Origin of the sequence: Paraburkholderia sp. UYCP14C, assembly GCF_004197395.1 — a bacterium.
Taxonomy (GTDB): Bacteria; Pseudomonadota; Gammaproteobacteria; order Burkholderiales; family Burkholderiaceae; genus Paraburkholderia.
This window is the reverse complement of the sequence record NZ_SELS01000054.1, coordinates 21886-42194: the sequence shown is the minus strand read 5'-3', so window position 1 is coordinate 42194 and position 20309 is coordinate 21886. Positions and strand designations below refer to the sequence as shown.

The window sequence follows — 20309 nt, the reverse complement described above, 5'->3', positions numbered from 1 at the left end:
ATGATCAGCATCGCACAACTCTCTTCCGAGCCATGGGGCACACTGCAGGGCGGCGATCGCGTCCGGCTCTACACGCTGCGTAACGCGCACGGCATGAAGGTCGCCATCAGCGACCTCGGCGCGACGCTGGTTTCGTGGCACGCGCCGGATCGCGCCGGCCGCCTCGGCGATATTCTGCTCGGCCACGACACGCCCGCCGAATACGTGGCGGCCTCGACCTACATGGGCGGACTGATCGGTCGCTGGGCGAATCGCATTGCGGGCGCGCGCTTTTCGCTCGACGGCATCGAGTACGCGCTCGATCGCAACGAAGGTCCGAACCTGCTGCATGGCGGCACGGTCGGTTTTCATCGCGCGTTGTGGGACGTCGCCGAGGACGATGGCGCGTTACTGATGCGGCTCGAGTCGCCCGAAGGCGACGCCGGTTTCCCGGGCAACGTGACGGTGCAGGTGCGCTACTCGCTCGACGACGACGGCACGCTGACGATCGGCTACGAAGCGATCACCGACGCACCGACGCCGCTCAATCTGACGAGCCATCCGTACTTCAACCTGACCGGGCGCGCGGGCTCCGACATTCGCGGCCACGTCTTGTCGATCGACGCCGAGCGCTTTTTCGAAGTCGACGCGACGATGATTCCGTGCAAGCTCGCCGACGTCGCCGGCAACGCATTCGACTTCCGGCAGAGCGCACCGATCGGCGCACGGCTCGACTGGCCGCACTCGCAACTCGCGCGCGCGGGCGGCTTCGATCATTGCTACGTGCTGCGCGAGGCGCCGGCAAACCCGATCAATGGCAACGACGGCGACGCAGCGTCGCTGCGCGAAGTTGCCTGCGCCTACGATCCAGGCAGCGGACGCGAATTGACCGTCGCGACCGATCAGCAGGGCTTGCAGTTTTATACCGGCAACGCGTTGAACGGCAATCCGGGACGCGGCGGCGTTCGCTATCAACGGCACGCCGGCTTGTGCCTCGAGGCGGGCGGCTTTCCTAACGAAGTCAATATGACCGGCCAGGACGGAGTGATCGTGCGACCCGGCGATACTTACCGGCAAATCACGACTTATCGCGTCGATGTGCGTAAAGGTGTTTGACCTGATTTACGGGTGCTTTTCCGCTGATTTACGAACGCCGCGACGGCGAGATTACAGCTCGCCGACTACCCGTTATCGGCAATACTGAATTAATCGCCTAGTGGTTTTCCCGAAATCCACTCCCTTCTAGACTGACTTTATCGCACCGGTATTACTGCGGTGCTGGATAGACAACTACGGAGGGAAACATCATGAAATCGCTTATCCAGGCAGTTGCGTTGGCGGCCGTGATCGCCGCGCCGGTCGCGGCATTCGCCCAATCGGAACAGCCGGTCACGCGCGCCGAAGTCAAGGCCGAGGTGCAGCAACTCGAACAGAACGGCTATAACCCGGCCACCGCGTTCGATGCCCAATATCCCGCGGACATTCAGGCGGCCGAGGCACGCGTCGCCGCGATGAACGCGAAGGGCCAGGGCGATACGTCTGGGTATGGGTCGCCGATGGGCGGATCGTCGCAAGCGGGCCATCATCCGATGGTGGTCAATCCGGACGGTCAATAACGAGTCGCGAACGGAACGGTATAGCGAATTTCCGTAGGGAGGCTAGATTCGTGAAATAGCGGTCTTTATCCGTCTTTGCGGTTTTCGCCGTTTCGATCGAATATGAAGCGAGCGCATGTTTTCAACGCATGCGCTCGCTTTTTGCGTTTATACGGCGCGGGGAACGTACCGCGGATTCTGACGCCGCCGCAGATTTCAGCCAGAGCGCGCCTGCGGGCATTCCGTCTGATACCAGAGGTCCACCTTCCGCTGCGCGCGCTCGAGACTCGCCGGATAGTAAGGATCAAAGCGTAGTTCAGGGTTGTAGCCCGCTTGCTGCAGCGCCGCCAGTTCGCTCATGTTGCGCTGGTGCGTGGCCGGTGCATTGTTCCGCAGGGCGGTCAGATCCTGGCATTGCGTTGCGCTCAGATGGGTTTGCGCGCCGCCATTTCCGCCGCCCGCGGCACAGCCAACGAGCGTGAGCACCAACGCGGCGGCAATCGAGCGCGTCTGCGTCGCGATTTTCATGTCGTGCCTCCTTTGGGGAAAGTGACCTCGTCGCGAATGCCGTCTTCCCACGCGGCCGTTCGCGTCACCGAGCGGGCTGGTTCGCCTGTCGTCGCTTTGAATTATTGGAAACGCGTGCGAAAGTCGCCACCAATTTCATCAACCATGCTTTCGATCCGGACATAGACTCTCCCCTGGTGAATGCCGATTTGCCTGCGCATCAGTTGACCCGACGTTTTCCCCTCAACGAGGGAGCCGCGCTCCCTCACTCCAAGGAGAAATGCGATGCCCCGCACCGCCGCTGAAAAACGCGCCGCTTTCCGCGCGCTGCACTCGTCCGGCTGTTTCGTGCTGCCCAATCCGTGGGACGCGGGCAGCGCCCGTTATCTGCACACGCTCGGCTTCAAGGCGCTCGCCACCACGAGTTCCGGTTTTGCGTGGTCGACCGGGCATGCGGACAACACGCTGCCGCGCGAAGCGATCCTCGCCCACCTGCGCGCGATCGTCGACGCGACCGATCTGCCGGTCAACGCCGACTTCGAAAACGGCTTCGGCCGCGATCCGGAAGAAGTGGCCGAGAGCGTCACCCTCGCGGTAGAAACGGGCGTCGCGGGCCTGTCGATCGAGGACTCCACCGGCGACCCCGCCGCGCCGCTGTTTCCGGTCGACGTCGCAGTAGAGCGGCTCAGCGCGGCGCGCCGGGCGATCGATCAGATCGGCGGCGATACGCTGCTCGTCGGCCGCGCGGAGAATTTCTTCGCCGGCAAGCCCGATCTCGACGATGCGATCGCGCGTCTGAAGGCCTACGCGGCGGCGGGCGCCGACTGCCTGTATGCGCCCGGCATCCAGACGCGCGAGCAGATCGAAGCGGTGGTCGCGGCCGTTGCGCCGAAGCCCGTCAATCTGCTGATCGGCTCGACCTCGACGCTGACGTTGCAGGACGTGGCCGCGCTCGGCGTGCGGCGAATCAGCGTCGGCGGCGGGCTGGCGCGCGCGGCGTGGGGTGGCTTCATGCACGCCGCCCAGGCGCTGGCCGATGGCCGTTTCGACTTCACCGGCGCGACCGCGGGCGCGCAACTCAACGAGCTTTTCAATCGACACGCGTGAAGCCATTGACTGGAGATCACCATGCCCCGCGAAATCATTCGGGTCGAACCGTTGTCCACCTACCTCGAAAAGGTCAAGGCACCGACCTCAGCCGTCACGCGTCACGGCGATACGGTCTACGTGTCGGGCTTTCCGCCGTTCGATCCCGAGACCGGTGAAATAGTCGATGCGCCGATCGAACGGCAGACCGAGCTCGTGCTCGAGCAGCTGAAGCTGTGTCTGGAGACGGCCGGCTCGTCGCTCGATCACGTGCTCAAGTGCAACGTCTATTGCACGTCGGTCGACAAATTCGCCGCGGTCAACGCGATCTACCAGCGCTATTTTCCGGTCGATCCGCCGGCGCGCATTTTCGTCGCGGTGCCCGCATGGTTCGCGCATTTCGACATCGAGATCGATTGCATCGCGGCCGTCAAATAAACGGCTCGCAGGCTGCGTACGCAGGCGTTCGCACACCGCGTCGAGCTTGTCGGAAACCGCTGGCGTTTCCGATCAGAAAGGCCCGCGAACGCCTGAACGGCCTCATAGAGGCACTTGCCGCGCCAAATGTTATGATCGGAAACATCATTTCGCCCGTTCGAAAGCGCCTTCCCGACCATCAGCCAGCCTCATGGACACCCACCTCACCAAATCCGCCGACACCTCCTCCACCGATCTCGGCCGGCGCGTGCGCGCCGCCCGTCAGGCGCAGGATCTGACGCTCGAAACCGCGAGCCGCCTGTGCGGAGTCTCCCGCTCTACGTTATCGAAGGTCGAAAACGGCCTGATGTCCCCCACGTTCGACGTGCTGCAAAAAATCGTGCTGGGCCTGAAGATCGAAATCGGCGAACTGTTCGGCTCGACGCCGAAAGTCAGCGCGAGCGGCCGGCGGGCGCTGACGCGCAGGAACGAAGGCCAGCGCCACGCGTATCGCGGCTATCAGATGGAGTTGCTCGCCACCGATCTCGCGCACAAGGCGATGCTGCCGTTTCGCATCCGTATCTCCGCGCACACGCTCGACGCATTCGACGACTGGGGCCGCCACGAAGGCGAAGAGTTTCTCTACGTGATCAGCGGCAGCGTGTGCCTTTATTCGGAGTTGTACGCCCCGACGCATCTGAGCGCGGGCGACAGCCTCTACTTCGACAGCCGCACGGGCCACGCGGCGGTGTCGACCAGCGAGGAAGACGCCGAAGTGTTGTGGATGGCGACCAACGCGGACCTTCCGCACACGCCGCCTGTCGCGAACGAGTCAGCGAAGAAATAGCGCGCCCTGCATGGCGCGCGCAGACTCAGCGCGCCGCCAGCGCCCGTTGCGCGAGTTGCGCGATATGCAGTGCGTGGCGCCCCGTGCCGTGCTCGATCTGCTCGCGGCAACTGAAACCGTTGGTCAGCACGATCGTTTCCGCATTCGCCGCCATCGCATCGCGCACCGCCGGAAATAGCTTGTCCTCGCCGATCTTTTCCGACAACGCGTGATGCTCGACGTTGAAGCCGAACGATCCCGCCATGCCGCAACAGCCGGTATCGAGCAGCTTCCATTTGACGCCGAGCTTGTTCAGCAACGCCGTGTCGCCCTGCATGCCGAACAGCGACTTCTGATGACAATGGCCATGCACGATCACATCGGCCGCGAGCGTCGGCCACTCGAACGGCTGACGCGCGACGAAATCGGCAAACAGATACGTTTGCGCGGACAGCTTCTTCGCCAACGCATGGTCGGGGAGTTGCTTCAGCAACTCGTCCTTGAAGACCGATAGACAGCCAGGCTCCAGACCGACCAGCGGCACGCCCGCGGCGATGTCGTCCGCGAGGTCGTCGACGATATGCGTGAGCAGTTCACGCGCGCGTTCGAGCAAACCGAAGTCATACAGCGGACGCCCGCAACACAAGCGCTTCTTCGGCAGCACGACGTGCCAGCCGAGTTGCGTCAGCACATCAGCAGCGGCCCGCGCGATCTCGGGCGTGAAGTGGTCGTTGAACGTGTCGACCCACAGGATCACCTTCTTCGCGTCGCCGCCGCGCGTTTGGGTCGCCGATGCTTGCGACGACGTGCTCTGTCGATAAGTCGTAGCGGCGAATCGCGGCAACGCACGCGTTTGCGCCACACCAGCCATCCACTTGCCGAGCGCGGATAAACCAGGTGCCGTCGTCAGAAAGTTCGTCACGCGCGCAAAGCGCGCGGCCCACGGCGCCCATTCGCCGATTCGCCCCATGAACAACGCCTGGCGCGGCCGACGATTGCTCTCGTAGTAGTGAGACAGGAATTCCGCCTTGTACGACGCCATATCCGTATGCGTCGGGCAATCGGACTTGCAGCCCTTGCATGCGAGGCAGGTATCGAGCGCTTCTTTCACTTCGGGGCTGTTCCAGCCATCGGCGATCACGTCGCCTTGCAGCATTTCCCAGAACAGGTGTGCGCGCCCGCGCGTCGAGTACTTTTCCTCGCGCGTGGCGCGATAGCTCGGACACATCGTGCCGCCTTCGAGCGAGCGGCATTTGCCCATGCCGATGCAGCGTTCGATCGCACGCTGAAAGCCGTCGCCTTCCTGACTCGCGAACGCGAGCTTCGTATGCAGCGTCACCGGCTTGTACGCGGGCCCCATGCGCAGGTTTTCGTCGGCGCGGTATGCGTGCATGACCTTGCCCGGATTCAAACGATTCGCCGGGTCCCAGATCGCCTTGAACTGCTCCATCGCCTGCATCAGTTCGGGGCCGTACATGATCGGCAGGAACTCGGCCTTCGCCTGGCCATCGCCGTGTTCGCCGGACAGCGAGCCGCCGAATTCGACCACCAGTTCCGCCGCTTCGCGCAAGAACCCGCGCCACGTCGCGATACCTTCGGCGCTGCGCAGATCGAACGTGATGCGCGCGTGCACGCAACCGTCGCCGAAATGGCCGTACAGGCTCGTCTCGTAGCCATAGCGATCGACGAGCGCCTGAAACGCGCGCAGATAGTCGCCAAGCCGCAGCGGATCGACCGCTGCATCCTCCCAGCCGACTACCGGATCGGGCTTGTCGCGATCCACCGATAGCGCGACCGCCGACGCGCCCGTCTCGCGAATCGACCACACCTTCGCTTGCAAGGCGCGATCTTCGACGAGCATCGTCGAGATTTCCGGCCCCGCCGCGCCCGACTGGAAATACGCGGCGGCCTCGCGTGCCTGTTGCAGCACCTCGTCCTGCGTGTCCGCGCCGAATTCGAGCACGACCCACGCATCGCCTTCGGGCAGCAGTGCGATCTCATCCTTTTTCAGGCCGCGCGCCTGCAAGCCGCGAATGATCGCGCGGTCGAGTCCCTCGACTGCGATCGGCCCGCAGCGCATGAAATGCGGCACGGCGTCCGCCGCCGTATAGATGTCGGCGAAGCCGACCACGACGATCACGCGCCGCGCCGGACTCTTCACGAGACGCACTTTCGCCTGCAACGTCACCGCGCAAGTGCCTTCGCTGCCGACCAGCGCACGCGCGACGTTGAAGCCGTTTTCGGGCAGCAGTTGATCGAGATTGAAGCCCGACACGCGCCGCTTGATCTGCGGGAATTTCGCGCGAATCCGCTCCGCGTACGTGTCGCGCAGTTGCCTGAGCGCCGCGTAGATTTCGCCTTGACGACCACCCGCCGCGATGATGCGTTCGAGTTCTTCCTCGGAGGTTGGGCCGACCCAGAAACGCGCGCCGTCGAAGGTCGCGATTTCGAGCGCTTCGATATTCTCGACGGTCTTGCCGGCCATCACCGAATGCGCGCCGCACGAGTTGTTCGCGATCATGCCGCCCAGCGTGCAGCGGCTATGCGTAGCGGGATCGGGCGCGAACGTGAGGCCGTGCTGTTCGGCGGCATCGCGCAAGGAGTCGCACACGACGCCCGGCTCGACGATCGCGACACCCGCGAGCGGATCGATCGAGACGACGCGGTTCAGATACTTGCTCGCGTCGGCCACGACCGCGACGTTCACGCACTGGCCGTTCTGCGACGTGCCGCCGCCGCGCGGGAGAAACGGCACGTCGTTGCGACGGCATGCAGCGAGCGTCGCGAGCAGGTCGTCGATATCGGCGGGCACCACCACACCGAGCGGGACTTGCCGATAGTTCGACGCATCCGACGCATACAATGCTTTGGAACCCTGATCGAATCGCACTTCGCCGCGCACATGCTGGCGCAGGTCGCTTTCGAGCGCCTGCAACAGCGCGGCGCTGGCCGCGAAAGGCGTGGCGACACGCGATTCATTCGAAGCGCCGCGCTCGCCCACTACGCGCCGCTGCACGCCAACCCGCCGCTCTTCATCCAATGACAATGACGTCCCCACTGCGCACCTCGTCTGCGATGCCGGCGCTCGCGCCGTTGTATGCGCTCAGGCCGCCTGGCCTGCGGTCATCCGGAAGATACCCTGGGCGTTGCCCGCGTCGAAACGCAGGTCCGTTTCCCAGCGGCGCGCCTCCTGATCGAAACTGCGCTTGCGCGTAATGAATTCGTAGAACGAGCCCGGCACGTCGCGTGTGACGATGCTGCCGTCGGCCGCGCGAAATTCACGCTGCACGAGATCGGCGCGATACGCGGTCTGGAACACGCGCCCGGAACGCGAATGCTCGACTTCCGGCTTCATCGGCCGACCTTTCGCCTTCTGTTCGTCCGACAGCTCGAACACATCAGCGACGCGGTCGGTCGCGTGATTGAACGCGTTGCCTTCGGTCGCGATCCACGCCATTTCCGCCGATTCCTTCAACAATACTTCGTAATCGGTTTCGCGTGGCATCTCGTGCTGACGCGCGAACGCACCGACGATCACCGGAAGCAACTCGTGCGCCGCATCGAGCGGCAGCACGCCATCGCGTTCGAGTTCCCACAACAGGCCATGGGCGCGCGGCGTCAACGGATCGCGCGAGGCACCGATCACGTTCGTCACCGCCTGCTGGAACGCCACGGAAAAACGCTCCGGATGCAGTTCGCTGACGAAGAACTGCGCGATCTCGTCGGGCGCGTCTTCATGCGCCCACGCGCGGCCGGTCATGCCGAGACGATCGAGCGGATAGCGGCCGTTGATCCGAAAGCCGAGCGGTCGCAGGATGCGCGCGAACGCGGCCTCGCCGGGCGGCAACGCACCGCTGCGCGGCCAGCGCACGGTGCGCAGCGCGCCATGATCGAAGTACACGCTGCCGCCGGCGGAGACGGTTTCCTCCGTATAGCGGCGGCCGTTTTCCGAGCGCGCGAGCAGATCGTCGAACAACGCCATGTTCATCGCCTGTGCGAGTTCGGCACGCGTGACACTGCCGCCTTCCCACTCGTTCAACACATGCGGATGATTCAGCGTCGCAAACAGGCGCGCGGTTTTCTCCGCGCCCAGCAGTTTCAGCAGCAGTTGTTCGACGTTCGCATTCTTCAGGGTTCGCATCCGGCTTCTCCGCGCTATCAGTTGAGCGCCCGCACGAGCGCCTCATAACGGGCGAGATTATTCAAAATCCGCTGCGCCCCCGTAAAGCGAGATAAAATCGCCACTTGATGCGTTTTTGGAATTAACGTGCGAAAGTTCAAGATTCCCAACATGGGCGCGCTGCTCGCGTTCGAAGCTGCCGCGCGGCACGAGAGCTTCACGCATGCGGCGCGCGAGCTGTTCCTCACCGAAAGCGCGGTGTCGCGACAGATCAATACGCTCGAAAGCAATCTCGGCGTGCGGCTATTCGTGCGCGTCAAGCAACGCGTGGTGCTGACGCGCGCGGGCAAAGTCTACAGCGCGCAGGTGCGACGCTCGCTCGAACACCTCGATCGCGACACTTTGTCGATCATCGCGCACGGCAGCGGCGGCGGTTATCTGGAACTCGCGGTGTTGCCGACTTTCGCGTCGCAATGGCTGATTCCGCGCATGGCCACATTCAACGATCAATACCCGGACGTGCGCGTGAACATGGGCGTGCGTACCGCGACGTTCCCGTTCGCCGACACGCATTTCGAAGCGGCGATTCACTACGGCAAGCCGACGTGGCCGGGTACGTCGGCCGATTTTCTGTTCTGCGAGGAAGTGGTGCCGGTCTGCGCGGCGAGTCTGCTGAAGCGGCCGGTCCGCAACGTCGCCGAACTGCTCAACTATCCGCTGCTGCATTCGACGACGCGCCCCGATGGCTGGGCGAGCTGGTTCGCGAATCTCGGCGTCGACGACAACCGCACGATGCAGGGCGTGCGCTACGAACTGCACACGATGCTGATCAGCGCGGCCGCGGCCGGACTCGGCATTGCGCTGGTGCCGCGCTTTTTCGTCGATACGCAGTTGCAGCAGTTCGGTCTCGTGATTCCGTTCGACGCACCCGCCGTCGCCGACGCCGCGTATTACCTCGTGTATCCGACCGAGTTGAGCCACGGCAAACCGCTCGCGAGTTTCCGCGAGTGGCTGCTACGCGAGGCGGCCGCGTACGGCGCGATTTATCCTGAGTTGGCGGAGCGGCCCGAAGGCGCATGAGGAAACGCCAGTCGCCTGTGTGATCGAATCAATCGCACCTGCGACTGCGCGCAAAAACTAGCTGCCGGTGCGCGCCTGCGCCAATGCGGCCAGATTGCCTTCGCCGAAGCCGTGATGCCCCTGGCGTTGCACGATCTCGAAGAAGATCTCGCCGGCGCGACGGCGCACGAAGGTCTGGAAAAACAGCAGCGGCACGCCGTTCGCGCCGATCTCACCGTCCACGAGCACGTGCGTGCGACGCAGCCGTTCGACATCGAGCCCGTGGCCCGGCAAACGCGCATCGAGCTGATCGTAGTAGCGCGGCGGCGGCTCGACGAATTCGACGCCGCCCGCGATTAGACGCTCGACGCACGCGAAGATGTCGTCGGTGGCGAGCGCGATGTGCTGCACGCCTTCGCCCGGATGATCGGGCAGATACTCGTGCATCAGGTTGGTCCGTCGCGTGCCTTCCTCGTACAGCGGTATGCGGATCGCGCCGCACGGCGACACCATCACGCGCGATTCCGCCGACACGTGCCAGTTCGCGTGCAACTCGTGAATCTCGCGGAAATTCAGCAGGTCGCGATAGAAATCGATCCACTCCTGCATGCGGCCTTCGCCAACGGTTTGCGTCAGATGATCGACCGCGACCAGGCCGCTGCCCGCGTGATTCAGATCGGCTTCGGCCGTGTCGATTTCGATGGGCCGGAAGTCGATGTCGAAGATCGAAATGTCCCCGAGGCCGCCGCGCTGACCGCCACGCCCGCGCCAACGATCGACGAAATAGATGTGCGAATCGCCGATGCCTTGAATCGCCGGAATCAGCAATTCGCCGGCACCGAGACGCTCGCCCTCGAACTCCCACGCGCCGAGTTCCACCGCGCGTTCGAACGCGCGCTGCGCGTCGGCGACACGAATCCCGATCGCGCAGATGCCGACCCCGTATTCCTCCGCGTAGCGCGACGCGAACGAATCGGGCTCGGCGTTGATCAGGAAATTCATCTCCCCCTGGCGATACAGCGTCACATTCTTGCTGATATGACGCGCGATCGCCTTGAAGCCGAGCTGCGTGAAGGTCTCACCGAGCATCTGCGGATCGCGCGCGGCGAACTCGACGAACTCGAGGCCGGCCGTGCCGAGCGGATTGTGCTCCGGCGCCAACACGGCGCGCTGTGCGGCCTCTGGAGTGGGCAAGTCGCTGGGCATGGCAATCTCCTTGTACGGTCTTTCGATGCGGTGGTCGGTCGTTCCGGGGTTCGGCGCAATCCGTTCCGGCCGTTCGCGATGGCTGCGTGGTACGTGCCCGCTCGTGGCGCGCACGCGGTGTGCCGCGGAAAAACAGGCTGCGGCGGCTTTCGCACCGTGTTTTTACACCGGGTCGCGGGGCCTTCGCAACCGTCCTTTTGTACTGATTGGTTCATCCGTCGAACGGCACGCCGGCCGGTGCTCGCGGGCATGCGCGCGGCAAGGCGCCGTGTCACTCGAGCGACGCGTCGCCCGGGCTGCCTTTGCGCGCCGTTTTGCCGGCGATTTTACCGATGCTTTTGCCCGCATCCTTGCCCGACACCGCAGCCATTCTGCCCCGCGCGACCTCGCGCACCGCCTCGATGAACGCGCGCCCCACCGCCGACGGCTGCGTATCCGAGCGGCGAATCAGCCCCACCGGCTCGCCGGTTCCCGCGAACGGCAACGGCAAGCGCACCAGCATGCCGTGCGCGAGTTCGTATTCGACCGCGCTTTGCGGCACGAACCACACCGCGCCGTTCTCCAGCGTCAGCGCGCGCCCGGTCGATACCGACAACACCTCGACGAACGCCGACAGCGGCGGCACGCCCCACGCGCCGAGCAGGCTCTCGGCCGACTGGCGGATCAGCGTGCCGAACGGCGGCAGCACGATCGGAAATTCTTCCAGCGACGTGGCCGGCAATGCGGTTCCTTCGGCGAGCGGATGCCCGGCCCGCACGACCGCGATCAGCGGTTCGGTAAATAGCTGCTCGAAGCTCAGGCCGACCATCCGCTCCGGGTCCGCGAGGCGGCCGATCGCAAATTCGATCGAGCCCGCTTTCAGGCGTTCGAGCAATTCCGGGTTCGCGCCGGTCGCAAGGCGCACGATCACGCGCGGCCACTGCGTCGCGAACTGTCTCAGCACGGGCGGTACCAGCACCGCGGCGACGGTCGGCAGCACGCCGACTTCGAGCGTCGCGGCGGCCGCACCCTCGGCGCGCGCCAGCAGATCGACGCCCTGGCGCAGCGCGCTCACGCAGGCGCTCGCGTGCGGCATGAAAAGCTGGCCCTCGCGCGTCGGCACCGCGCCGTGACGGCCGCGCTCGAACAGTTTCACGCCGAGAATGGCTTCCAGCTCGGCGACCGTCTTCGACACCGCCGGCTGCGTGATGGACAGACTGTCCGCCGCTCGCTGGACGCTGCCGAACTGCGCGACGGCCAGAAAGCACTGGAGATGACGGAATTTGACGCGGCTATCCGCGAGACTGCGTTGCATAACGGAAGGTTATACGAAACCGGCAAAAACGTCATTTTTCATAACCGCACGCTTTGTATAAAGTGCGAGTCATAAAGTCGCATCCCCCACGATTCCTCCAACGGAGACACTTCATGGAAGATTCAATTCTGTCCCCGCGCGATTTCGCGTCCCATCCCCAGTACATCTATCCGCCGTACGGTTCGTCGGTCAAACGCGGTCCGACGCGTCCGCTGATTCCGCTGAAGGAACGGCTGCGCGACCAGCGCGTGCCGGTCTACGGCACCGACGACCTCGACCCGCTCGACAACGACCTGACCCGCAACGCGGCGCGCAACGGCGAACCGCTCGGCGAGCGCATCATCGTGACGGGCCGCGTGCTCGACGAAGGCGGCCGCCCGGTGCGCAACACGCTGGTGGAAGTGTGGCAAGCGAACGCCGCCGGCCGCTATGTGCACAAGGCCGACCAGCACGACGCGCCGCTCGACCCGAACTTCCTCGGCGCGGGCCGCTGCATCACCGACAACGATGGCCGCTATCGCTTCATGACCATCAAGCCGGGCGCGTACCCGTGGGGCAACCATCCGAACGCATGGCGTCCGCAGCACATTCATTTCTCGCTGTTCGGCGACCATTTCGGCTCGCGTCTCGTCACGCAGATGTACTTCCCCGGCGATCCGCTGCTCGCGTTCGACCCGATCTATCAAGGCACGCCCGAGCATGCCCGTGAGCGCATGATCTCGAAGTTCTCGCTCGACACCACGCAAGAGGCCTACGCGCTCGGCTACGATTTCGACATCGTGCTGCGCGGCCCGAACGAAACCCCGATGGAGCGCTAAGCCATGACGACCTACAAGCAAACGCCTTCGCAAACCGTTGGTCCGTACTTCGCCTACGGTCTTTGCCCGCAGCAATACGATTTCGACTATAAGAGCCTGTTCACGAACGTTCTGGCGGACATGGAAGCGGCCGGCGAGCACATCACGATCGTCGGTCAGGTGTTCGACGGCGACGGCAAGGTGATCGGCGACGCGATGATCGAAATGTCGCAAGTCGACTCGAACGGTCACTATCCGGAATCGCGCGAGGAAATCCTGAAGACCGGCTTTCACGGCTTTGCACGTGTCGGCACCGGTACGGATCCGCATAAGCGCTTCATCGTCGAGACGGTGAAGCCGGGCCGCGCGAACCCCGACGAAGCGCCGCGCATCGACGTGATCCTGACGATGCGCGGCATGCTGCTGCACACGTTCACGCGCATCTATTTCGAGGACGAAGCGCAGGCGAACGAGCAGGACGCCGTGCTGGCGTCGGTGCCGGCCGAGCGCCGCGGCACGTTGATCGCACGCCGCGTTGCCGGCACGGCCAACGTGTATCGCTTCGACATCCACATGCAGGGCGATCAGGAAACCGTGTTTTTCGACCTGTGATGCGCGCTTTGTCGCGAAACGCCGAGCAGTAACGATCGAGCCCGCCTTGCGCGGGCTTTTTTTCGCGCCGGCGGTTCGCGGCGCGCCTGCGCGCGCTCAGCAGCGGAAATGATCGATGCTTTGTCCGGCGTGAATCGCGCGCGCGAGCCACGTCGGTTTATCGCCGCGGCCGTCCCACGTGTTACCGAACGCGTCGCGATACTGCACCGCGGCCACCGCGTTCGCATCCGCTTCGAGCGATTCGGCCAGCGCTTCGAGAGTGATGTTGTGGTCGTCCATGCGTCGGCGGATCCACGCGATCATGCGCTCGCGCAGGTTCTCGTCGCGTTCGAACAATCTATGTTGTGCTTCTCGGTCTTTCATAACGTAATGATGTCGCAGCTCTTGCTGGCATTAGACAAACTGGCAACTCGCATGACAACGCGAGGCTCGTGTGCAATTCATTTTGAACGGAAGCAATTCGACGAATTCACGCGATCCTTGCAAATGCGTGAAAACCCGCATTTGCAATGCGATACCTGTCAAATCTCTGAATTAAAGCGCCTGAGTTGAGGCGCCGAGATCAAGCGAATCGGCTACTCGAAGAATCGACGTGGCCGGAATTGCGCCCGTGTTTCGCCTGATGTGTCGCCTCGTTGTGACTGAGGGAACTTCAGCGTATGGAGAGTCATTCTAGCATTCGATGTATTTTGGTCGCAGCAAAGAAGTTTTTCTAATTGTACTGATTGCGGGACTTCCGACTTTTCGGTATTCGTGGCGGCCGCCGCGCGATTGACGGACAATGCGGGCTCGGTATTCGCCAGGATTTCCGGCATCTGCCCGACACAAGGAGACTCGACCATGCCCGCCTCGACCGCCATCCTCACGATTCTCGCCGCGCTGCTGTTGGGCGCGATGAGTCCGGGGCCCAGCTTCGTCATCGTCGCGCGCAACGCGATCGGTCTGTCGCGCGGCGACGGTCTCGCGACGGCGCTCGGCATGGGTATCGGGGGCGTGTTTTTTAGCGGCATCGCGCTGCTCGGGCTCTACACGCTGCTCGCGACGGTCGAATGGCTCTATGTCGGGCTGAAAGTGGCCGGCGGCGTCTACCTCGTCTATCTGGCGTCGAAAATCTGGCGCGGCGCCGCCAAGCCGCTTGCGTTCAGCGAAACCCAAACCGGCGGAGGCGTCAATCCGCGCAAATCGTTCTGGATCGGCTTGAGCACGCAGCTCAGCAATCCGAAAACGGCCGTCTACTACGGCAGTATCTTCGCGGCGCTGCTGCCGCAGCATCCGCCGGTGTGGTGTTATTTCGCGCTGCCGCCGGCGATCTTCGCGATTGAAGCGGGCTGGTACACGATCGTCGCACTGTGCTTTTCGAGCCAACGGCCGCGCGAAATCTACCTGCGCTGGAAGGCGTGGATCGATCGTATCGCCGCGAGCGCGGTGACCGCGCTGGGCTTGCGGCTGATTCTGAACGCGCACAAGGTGGGGATTTGACGGCAACGCGAGGCGGTGCGCCCCGTCATGACTCGGTGCGCATCACTCTCGCCACGCTGAAACCGCGCCAATCGCGGCGCGTTACCCTTTGCCCTCCGCCTTGATCCGCGCGCGCAACTCGAACTTCTGGATCTTCCCCGTCGACGTCTTCGGCAACTCGCCAAAGCGCACTGCCTTCGGCAACTTGTAGCCGGCCAGAAACAGCCGGCAGTGCGCGATGATTTCTTCCTCGGTCGCCTGCGCGCCTTCCTTCAGCTCGATGAATGCGCACGGCACCTCGCCCCACTTCGGATCGGCCATCGCGACCACCGCCGCCACCGACACCGCCGGATGCCGGTACAGCGTGTCCTCGACCTCGATGCTCGAAATGTTCTCGCCGCCCGAAATGATGATGTCCTTGCTGCGGTCGCGGATGCGGATATAGCCGTCGGCCGTGCGTACGCCGAGATCGCCGGTATGGAACCAGCCGCCCTTGAAAGCCGCTTCGGTCGCGCGTTCGTTCTTCAGATAGCCCTTCATGCAGATATTGCCGCGGAACATGATCTCGCCGATCGTTTCGCCGTCGTCCGGCACCGGCGCGAGCGTGTCCGCATCGAGCACCGCGACCGCCGCCTGCAGGTGATAACGCACGCCCTGACGCGCAGTCAGGTCGGCGCTGATCTGATCATCGAGTGCGTCCCATTCCTCCTGCTTCGCGCAGACGGCCGCCGGCCCGTAGGTTTCGGTGAGCCCGTACACGTGCGTCAGATCGAAGCCGATCTGCTTCATCTTCGCGATCACCGCGGGCGGCGGTGCGGCACCCGCGACCATCGTCGACACGCGATGCGTGATGCCCTCGCGGCATTCGGCCGGCGCATTCGCGAGCGAACTCTGCACGATCGGCGCGCCGCAGTAGTGCGTGATGCGCTCGCGGCGAATCAGCTCGAACACGATTTTCGCGTCGAACTTGCGCAGACAGACGTTGACGCCCGCGCGCGCCGCCACGGTCCATGGAAAGCACCAGCCGTTGCAGTGAAACATCGGCAGCGTCCACAGATAAACCGCGTGCTTCGGCATGTCCCATTCGAGAATGTTGCTCAGCGCGTTCAGATACGCGCCACGGTGATGGTAGACGACGCCCTTCGGGTCGCCGGTCGTGCCCGATGTGTAGTTCAGCGCGATCGCATCCCATTCGTCGGCGGGTGGGGTCCACGCGAAGGATGGGTCGCCGGTTTGCAGGAACTGCTCGTAGTCCGTCGCTCGGATGAACTGCGCGGCGTCGGCGGGTTGCGCGTCGGCCACGCTGATCACGCGCAGCTCAGGGAATTCGAGCGCCGCGCGATGCGCGAACTCGCCGTACTCGGTATCGACGATCAGCGCCTTCGCTTCACCGTGACGCAGCATGAACAGCAGCGTCGGGACGTCGAGCCGCGTGTTCAGCGTATTCAGCACAGCACCGGCCATCGGTACGCCGAAGTGCGCCTCGACCATCGGCGGGATGTTCGGCAGCAGCGCGGCGACCGTGTCGCCGCGGCCGATGCCGGCCTCGCGCAGCGCGCTCGCGAGCCGCCGCGCGCGCTCGTAGGTCTCGCGCCAGTTGCGACGAATCTCCCCGTGGACGATCGCGAGCCGCTCGCCATACACTTGCGCTGCGCGCACCAGGAAATCGATCGGCGTCAACGGGACATAGTTGGCCTCGCGCCGCCCGAGGCCTTCGTCGAACATATGCTGTGTCATTGCTTCGTCTCCTGAGGCGCGAGCCGCGTCGCCGATTGTTGAGATCGTGTTCCGATGGAAGAACCAGGACCTAGCCTAACAATTGTCGTCAGGAACTGTCTGTCATTCAAATGACAGAGTGGCGCGGCTCACGCCCCGCCTTGATCTGGCTCAGCCGGAACCGCTTTAAGCCGCCTATCGCCGATGACCGACGCTCCGCTCCCTGACCGCGCCGACACCCGCTCGCCCCAACGTGTCGCGCCCGCCGACCTCGCGCGGCTGTTCGCCACGTGCGCGTGGTTTCGCGCGCTCGCCGCCGACCATCAAGCGATGGTGCTCGCCAGCGCGCACGCCCAGCACTTTGAAGGCGGTGCGTGGATCGCGCGCCGCCAGCAACCGTCCGACTATTGGATCGGCGTGCACTCGGGACTCATCAAGCTCGCTATCTACAACGCGTCGGGCCGCAGCTGCACGCTGTCGGGCGTGCCGCCGGGCGGCTGGTTCGGCGAAGGCAGCGTGATCAAACGCGAATTGCGCAAATACGACGTGGCCGCGATCCAGCCGTCGCTCGTGATGTTCGTGCCGTCCGCGACCTTCCATGCGCTGCTCGAATCGAGCCTGCCGTTCACGGGCTTCGTGATCCGGCAGTTGAACAATCGCATGGGGGAATTCATCGCGTCGATTCAGAACAGCCGGCTGCTCGACGTGGACGCGCGCGTCGCGCAATCGCTCGCGCAGCTGTTCAACCCGGATCTGTATCCGGACACGGGCCGCACACTGGCGGTTTCGCAGGAAGAAATCGGCCTGCTCGCGGGGGTGTCGCGGCAGCGCATCAATCAGGCGCTGCAGCACCTCGAGAAGCTGCGGATTTTGCGGCTGTCGTATAACCAGATCGAGGTGCTCGATCTCGACCGGCTCGGTGCGTACGGGCGGGAACAGATCTAGCGGCGCGACTGGCGCGCACTACCCGGCTCGCACGCCGCCCTTGCGCGTTGCGCGCGTTTCGACAGCGTCGTCGGTCTTGAACAGCGCGAGCATGATCGCGGTCAACACGCCCGATTTCTTCCAGCGCAGATAGTAGCGATGCGCGGTCTGGTATGGCACGAAGTGCCCGGGCATCGCGCTCCACGGCGCGCGGGTGTGGAGTACCCACATCACGCTATCGAGCACGTGACGAATATCGATCGGCGGACGCCCCCTGCGCGGCCCGTCGTCGTGCAGGGTTTCAGGCAACAGCGGCGCGACCCGCTGCCATTGCTCGTCGGTCAGTTCCTGAACGACTGGCCACGTCGCGACGGATTTGGAAGATGGACTATTCATGCGTGAAAGGGCACACGTGAAACGCGTGCTGGCGTCGCGGCGAAAGTAGTGTCAATACGTCGACTCGTTCGAGACTACTCGATGTGCGGCTGGGAGAAAGTCAACTTTTGTCATATGGATGACAGGCCACGCGTGTGTCGACGCTGACGGGCGCCGCGTACGACGACCACATGTCCAATGCGGCGATCGGCTCCGGTCAGGTCGGCAGCGGCTATCGCTACACGTTCGTCGCATTGGCCGAGTACGGGCGCATCCTCGGTCGAAACGCCGGGCCGCGACAACCAGACCGGCGTTGCGCTCGGTCTAGGGACGATTTTCTGGATCGTTCCACGTCGTGATGGCAAAACGGGCGTCCCCAGGAACGCCCGTTTTTCCGCCTAGCGTACGGAAACCGGCTTACCGGTCTGCCGCGCGCATAAAAAAAGGTGCCGCGAACGGCACCTTTTCGTACTACAGGCAGCTTCTGCTAAAGCTTAGAAGCGGTGACGCAGACCGACCGTAGCAGCCGTCTGGTTCTTCGACGACGAGGTCGGAACCGTGTTGTCGCCGCTGTAGATCGAAGCCACGCCGCCGTCGCCCATTGCGTGCTGGTACACAGCCTGAGCGTAGACGTCCGTGCGACGCGACAGCGAGTAGTCAGCCTGCAGGCCGATCTGGTGGTAACGGGTCTTCATGTCGTTACCGTCGGCGTTGACGCCGTAGCCGTTTGCGTCGGTGAACGTGTACGCGATGCCGAGAGCCATAGCCGGGGTCACGTTGTACTTGCCGTTGATTTCGTAGTTGTTGGTGTGGCCTTGACGCTGACCAGGTGCTGCACCAACCAGGTTGTCGACGCGCGATTGCGTCCAGGCCACGCCGACCAGCGCCGGGCCAAAGCCGTACGAAGCGCCTGCGCCGAACTGACGCTGGCGGAAGTTGCCGGTCAGAACGCCCGCGCTGTTCGCCAGAACGCCGTCCGACGCGCCGCTGGTGTTAGCAGCCGGGTTGTTTTGCTGAACGTAGGCAGCACCGAGGTGCAGGCCTTGCCACTGGTACGCGGCGCCCAAGCTGTACTGACGGTTGTTTGCGAAGCCGCCAGCCTGGTTCGAGAAGCCGTACGTGCCGCCGAACGTGAAGCCGGCGTAGTTAGCGCTCGAGTACTTGACCGAGTTGTTGACCGACAGACCACCGTTGGTGTTCAGGTTGTCGTTGTTGAACGGGTGCGCGAAGTACGTGCCGCCCCAGCTGCCCGTTGCGGTCAGCGGTGCGAGGTAGTCTTGCGATGCGTCGTACTGGCGACCCAGCGTGACCGTACCGAATTGCGCGCTCGACAGACCGACGTACGCCTGACGGTTGAACATGCCGTTGTTGTTAGCGAACTTACCGTTGTTGATGTTGAAGCCGCTTTCCAACGTGAAAATTGCCTTCAGACCGCCGCCCAGATCTTCCGAGCCACGCAGGCCGAACATGCTCTGGTTGATGCCGCCGCTACCTGCTGCCCACTTGGAGCTGCCTGCCACGTTGCTGGTGTACGTCAGACCTGCGTCGAGCAGACCGTACAGGGTCACGCTGCTTTGTGCGTGAGCAACCGAAGCGAACGATGCGGCAGCCGCAACGACGATGAGACTCTTTTTCATGGGAACTCCAATTCGAAAAATTTAGACGGGGAGCAGGACCTGCCTCAGCAGCCGATGCATCGCATCTGCCACCGCCCGCTTGGCCGAACCGTTGGGATCGACCGGGCACCCTTGAAGCGAAGCGTGAGTGTAGGGGGACACCCTGGTAGCGGCGCCGATAATTCACGCAACAGGATTTTTCGAAATTCGCAACAATGCTGGAGCCGATGGGGATAACTCCTTGTTTTTCCAACGTTTACTGCAAAATCCAAGTGCCGGATCACCTGTTCCAGCCAAAACGAATTTGCAACGTGTCAATATTCAAAGTTGTGCGTTTGCAACGGTCCTTTAATACACGTGACGTAATCGGGTCGGAGCAAATTGACGAAAAGACCGTCGATATTTTTTGTAATCGAATGGTTGAAGCGATGGTTTTCGCGTCGTCTACAATTTATTTTGCGATCGCCGGAACTTAATTTAGTTAATGCAGTCTCTCCGGCGTGAGCCGACAATTAATCGTTTTTCCGCGAGGCGATTAATTCGTGGAGCCATTAAGACGATTTATTTGCGTAATCTCTAGTAGCCGACGCAGGCAATTGCTGCCGCTCCCACGCAGCACAACGGTCCTAGCCCGCCGAGCCGAATCAGCACCCACTATTGAGAAGCCGCCATTGCGGCGGTCTCCTGATTTTTCTTTTACCCAGCGCCTTCTCTCAGGTCTT

General features: G+C 63.4%; 20 protein-coding genes. 11 read left to right on the top strand and 9 right to left on the bottom strand.

Features of this window, described 5'->3' with window-relative positions:
- Together EVC45_RS34100 and EVC45_RS34095 are read left to right on the top strand one after the other, a co-directional pair.
- Complete coding sequence (locus EVC45_RS34100; RefSeq protein ID WP_129962556.1) at nucleotides 1-1095, top strand: aldose epimerase family protein; 1095 nt, start codon at nucleotides 1-3, stop codon at nucleotides 1093-1095.
- Between the two features lie 191 nt (nucleotides 1096-1286).
- The gene (locus tag EVC45_RS34095) at nucleotides 1287-1595 is read left to right on the top strand and encodes a DUF4148 domain-containing protein (RefSeq protein ID WP_129962555.1); all 309 of its coding nucleotides are present in this window, start codon (nucleotides 1287-1289) and stop codon (nucleotides 1593-1595) included.
- Nucleotides 1596-1790: 195 nt separating this feature from the next.
- Here the strand turns inward: EVC45_RS34095 and EVC45_RS34090 are convergent, their stop codons facing one another.
- Entirely contained in the window at nucleotides 1791-2102 is a 312-nt protein-coding gene (locus tag EVC45_RS34090) for a DUF4148 domain-containing protein (protein WP_129962554.1), read from the bottom strand.
- Between the two features lie 264 nt (nucleotides 2103-2366).
- Between EVC45_RS34090 and EVC45_RS34085 the strand changes: the two genes are divergently transcribed.
- The 3 genes from EVC45_RS34085 to EVC45_RS34075 all read left to right on the top strand — a co-directional run bounded on the left by EVC45_RS34085 (nucleotide 2367) and on the right by EVC45_RS34075 (nucleotide 4431).
- A complete protein-coding gene (locus tag EVC45_RS34085; protein WP_129962553.1) occupies nucleotides 2367-3188 on the top strand; it encodes an oxaloacetate decarboxylase in 822 nt (273 codons plus the stop codon).
- A gap of 21 nt (nucleotides 3189-3209) precedes the next feature.
- A complete protein-coding gene (locus tag EVC45_RS34080) occupies nucleotides 3210-3605 on the top strand; it encodes a RidA family protein (RefSeq protein ID WP_129962552.1) in 396 nt (131 codons plus the stop codon).
- A 190-nt stretch (nucleotides 3606-3795) separates the two neighbouring features.
- Complete coding sequence (locus EVC45_RS34075) at nucleotides 3796-4431, top strand: helix-turn-helix domain-containing protein (protein WP_129962551.1); 636 nt, start codon at nucleotides 3796-3798, stop codon at nucleotides 4429-4431.
- A gap of 25 nt (nucleotides 4432-4456) precedes the next feature.
- Here EVC45_RS34075 and EVC45_RS34070 read toward each other — a convergent pair whose 3' ends face one another.
- Both EVC45_RS34070 and EVC45_RS34065 read right to left on the bottom strand, forming a co-directional pair.
- Nucleotides 4457-7426 carry an FAD-binding and (Fe-S)-binding domain-containing protein gene (locus tag EVC45_RS34070; protein ID WP_373683104.1) on the bottom strand — a complete coding sequence of 990 codons (2970 nt, stop codon included), beginning with the start codon at nucleotides 7424-7426 and terminating at the stop codon, nucleotides 4457-4459.
- Between the two features lie 87 nt (nucleotides 7427-7513).
- On the bottom strand, nucleotides 7514-8551 hold the full coding sequence (locus EVC45_RS34065; RefSeq protein WP_129962549.1) for a DUF1338 domain-containing protein: 1038 nt from the start codon (nucleotides 8549-8551) through the stop codon (nucleotides 7514-7516).
- A gap of 126 nt (nucleotides 8552-8677) precedes the next feature.
- Here EVC45_RS34065 and EVC45_RS34060 point away from each other — a divergent pair, with 126 nt between their 5' ends.
- Nucleotides 8678-9610 (top strand): LysR substrate-binding domain-containing protein, encoded by a 933-nt coding sequence (locus EVC45_RS34060; RefSeq protein WP_211193522.1) that lies wholly within the window; start codon nucleotides 8678-8680, stop codon nucleotides 9608-9610.
- Between the two features lie 57 nt (nucleotides 9611-9667).
- Here the strand turns inward: EVC45_RS34060 and EVC45_RS34055 are convergent, their stop codons facing one another.
- On the bottom strand, nucleotides 9668-10795 hold the full coding sequence (locus EVC45_RS34055; RefSeq protein ID WP_129962548.1) for a 4-hydroxyphenylpyruvate dioxygenase family protein: 1128 nt from the start codon (nucleotides 10793-10795) through the stop codon (nucleotides 9668-9670).
- Between the two features lie 271 nt (nucleotides 10796-11066).
- Nucleotides 11067-12089 carry a pca operon transcription factor PcaQ gene (pcaQ, locus tag EVC45_RS34050; protein WP_129962547.1) on the bottom strand — a complete coding sequence of 341 codons (1023 nt, stop codon included), beginning with the start codon at nucleotides 12087-12089 and terminating at the stop codon, nucleotides 11067-11069.
- 113 nt (nucleotides 12090-12202) lie between these two features.
- Here pcaQ and pcaH point away from each other — a divergent pair, with 113 nt between their 5' ends.
- Nucleotides 12203-12907 carry a protocatechuate 3,4-dioxygenase subunit beta gene (gene pcaH / locus EVC45_RS34045; protein WP_129962546.1) on the top strand — a complete coding sequence of 235 codons (705 nt, stop codon included), beginning with the start codon at nucleotides 12203-12205 and terminating at the stop codon, nucleotides 12905-12907.
- A 3-nt stretch (nucleotides 12908-12910) separates the two neighbouring features.
- Nucleotides 12911-13498, top strand: a complete 588-nt coding sequence (gene pcaG / locus EVC45_RS34040; RefSeq protein WP_129962545.1) for a protocatechuate 3,4-dioxygenase subunit alpha — start codon at nucleotides 12911-12913, stop codon at nucleotides 13496-13498.
- 96 nt (nucleotides 13499-13594) lie between these two features.
- Here the strand turns inward: pcaG and EVC45_RS34035 are convergent, their stop codons facing one another.
- Nucleotides 13595-13861: an H-NS histone family protein gene (locus tag EVC45_RS34035; RefSeq protein ID WP_129962544.1), complete on the bottom strand. Its 267-nt coding sequence runs from the start codon at nucleotides 13859-13861 to the stop codon at nucleotides 13595-13597.
- A gap of 477 nt (nucleotides 13862-14338) precedes the next feature.
- On the opposite strand from EVC45_RS34035, the gene EVC45_RS34030 reads away from it, so the two are divergent.
- On the top strand, nucleotides 14339-14977 hold the full coding sequence (locus EVC45_RS34030; protein WP_129962543.1) for a LysE family translocator: 639 nt from the start codon (nucleotides 14339-14341) through the stop codon (nucleotides 14975-14977).
- Between the two features lie 81 nt (nucleotides 14978-15058).
- Here the strand turns inward: EVC45_RS34030 and EVC45_RS34025 are convergent, their stop codons facing one another.
- Nucleotides 15059-16693, bottom strand: a complete 1635-nt coding sequence (locus EVC45_RS34025) for an acyl-CoA synthetase (protein WP_129962542.1) — start codon at nucleotides 16691-16693, stop codon at nucleotides 15059-15061.
- A 183-nt stretch (nucleotides 16694-16876) separates the two neighbouring features.
- Between EVC45_RS34025 and EVC45_RS34020 the strand changes: the two genes are divergently transcribed.
- On the top strand, nucleotides 16877-17617 hold the full coding sequence (locus EVC45_RS34020; RefSeq protein WP_129962541.1) for a Crp/Fnr family transcriptional regulator: 741 nt from the start codon (nucleotides 16877-16879) through the stop codon (nucleotides 17615-17617).
- A gap of 18 nt (nucleotides 17618-17635) precedes the next feature.
- Here the strand turns inward: EVC45_RS34020 and EVC45_RS34015 are convergent, their stop codons facing one another.
- On the bottom strand, nucleotides 17636-17992 hold the full coding sequence (locus EVC45_RS34015) for a transposase (protein WP_129962540.1): 357 nt from the start codon (nucleotides 17990-17992) through the stop codon (nucleotides 17636-17638).
- Nucleotides 17993-18126: 134 nt separating this feature from the next.
- Between EVC45_RS34015 and EVC45_RS34010 the strand changes: the two genes are divergently transcribed.
- Nucleotides 18127-18330, top strand: a complete 204-nt coding sequence (locus EVC45_RS34010) for a hypothetical protein (protein WP_373683103.1) — start codon at nucleotides 18127-18129, stop codon at nucleotides 18328-18330.
- A gap of 135 nt (nucleotides 18331-18465) precedes the next feature.
- Here the strand turns inward: EVC45_RS34010 and EVC45_RS34005 are convergent, their stop codons facing one another.
- Entirely contained in the window at nucleotides 18466-19608 is a 1143-nt protein-coding gene (locus EVC45_RS34005) for a porin (RefSeq protein ID WP_129962539.1), read from the bottom strand.
- Between the last annotated feature and the right edge of the window lie 701 nt (nucleotides 19609-20309).

What these genes read in the sequence shown, in the direction of transcription:
- EVC45_RS34100 (WP_129962556.1), top strand. Translation starts at nt 1, where the DNA reads ATGATCAGCATCGCACAACTCTCTTCCGAGCCATGGGGCACACTGCAG.
- EVC45_RS34095 (WP_129962555.1), top strand. Translation starts at nt 1,287, where the DNA reads ATGAAATCGCTTATCCAGGCAGTTGCGTTGGCGGCCGTGATCGCCGCG.
- EVC45_RS34090 (WP_129962554.1), bottom strand. Translation starts at nt 2,102, where the DNA reads ATGAAAATCGCGACGCAGACGCGCTCGATTGCCGCCGCGTTGGTGCTC.
- EVC45_RS34085 (WP_129962553.1), top strand. Translation starts at nt 2,367, where the DNA reads ATGCCCCGCACCGCCGCTGAAAAACGCGCCGCTTTCCGCGCGCTGCAC.
- EVC45_RS34080 (WP_129962552.1), top strand. Translation starts at nt 3,210, where the DNA reads ATGCCCCGCGAAATCATTCGGGTCGAACCGTTGTCCACCTACCTCGAA.
- EVC45_RS34075 (WP_129962551.1), top strand. Translation starts at nt 3,796, where the DNA reads ATGGACACCCACCTCACCAAATCCGCCGACACCTCCTCCACCGATCTC.
- EVC45_RS34065 (WP_129962549.1), bottom strand. Translation starts at nt 8,551, where the DNA reads ATGCGAACCCTGAAGAATGCGAACGTCGAACAACTGCTGCTGAAACTG.
- EVC45_RS34055 (WP_129962548.1), bottom strand. Translation starts at nt 10,795, where the DNA reads ATGCCCAGCGACTTGCCCACTCCAGAGGCCGCACAGCGCGCCGTGTTG.
- pcaQ (WP_129962547.1), bottom strand. Translation starts at nt 12,089, where the DNA reads ATGCAACGCAGTCTCGCGGATAGCCGCGTCAAATTCCGTCATCTCCAG.
- pcaH (WP_129962546.1), top strand. Translation starts at nt 12,203, where the DNA reads ATGGAAGATTCAATTCTGTCCCCGCGCGATTTCGCGTCCCATCCCCAG.
- pcaG (WP_129962545.1), top strand. Translation starts at nt 12,911, where the DNA reads ATGACGACCTACAAGCAAACGCCTTCGCAAACCGTTGGTCCGTACTTC.
- EVC45_RS34035 (WP_129962544.1), bottom strand. Translation starts at nt 13,861, where the DNA reads ATGAAAGACCGAGAAGCACAACATAGATTGTTCGAACGCGACGAGAAC.
- EVC45_RS34030 (WP_129962543.1), top strand. Translation starts at nt 14,339, where the DNA reads ATGCCCGCCTCGACCGCCATCCTCACGATTCTCGCCGCGCTGCTGTTG.
- EVC45_RS34025 (WP_129962542.1), bottom strand. Translation starts at nt 16,693, where the DNA reads ATGACACAGCATATGTTCGACGAAGGCCTCGGGCGGCGCGAGGCCAAC.
- EVC45_RS34020 (WP_129962541.1), top strand. Translation starts at nt 16,877, where the DNA reads ATGACCGACGCTCCGCTCCCTGACCGCGCCGACACCCGCTCGCCCCAA.
- EVC45_RS34015 (WP_129962540.1), bottom strand. Translation starts at nt 17,992, where the DNA reads ATGAATAGTCCATCTTCCAAATCCGTCGCGACGTGGCCAGTCGTTCAG.
- EVC45_RS34005 (WP_129962539.1), bottom strand. Translation starts at nt 19,608, where the DNA reads ATGAAAAAGAGTCTCATCGTCGTTGCGGCTGCCGCATCGTTCGCTTCG.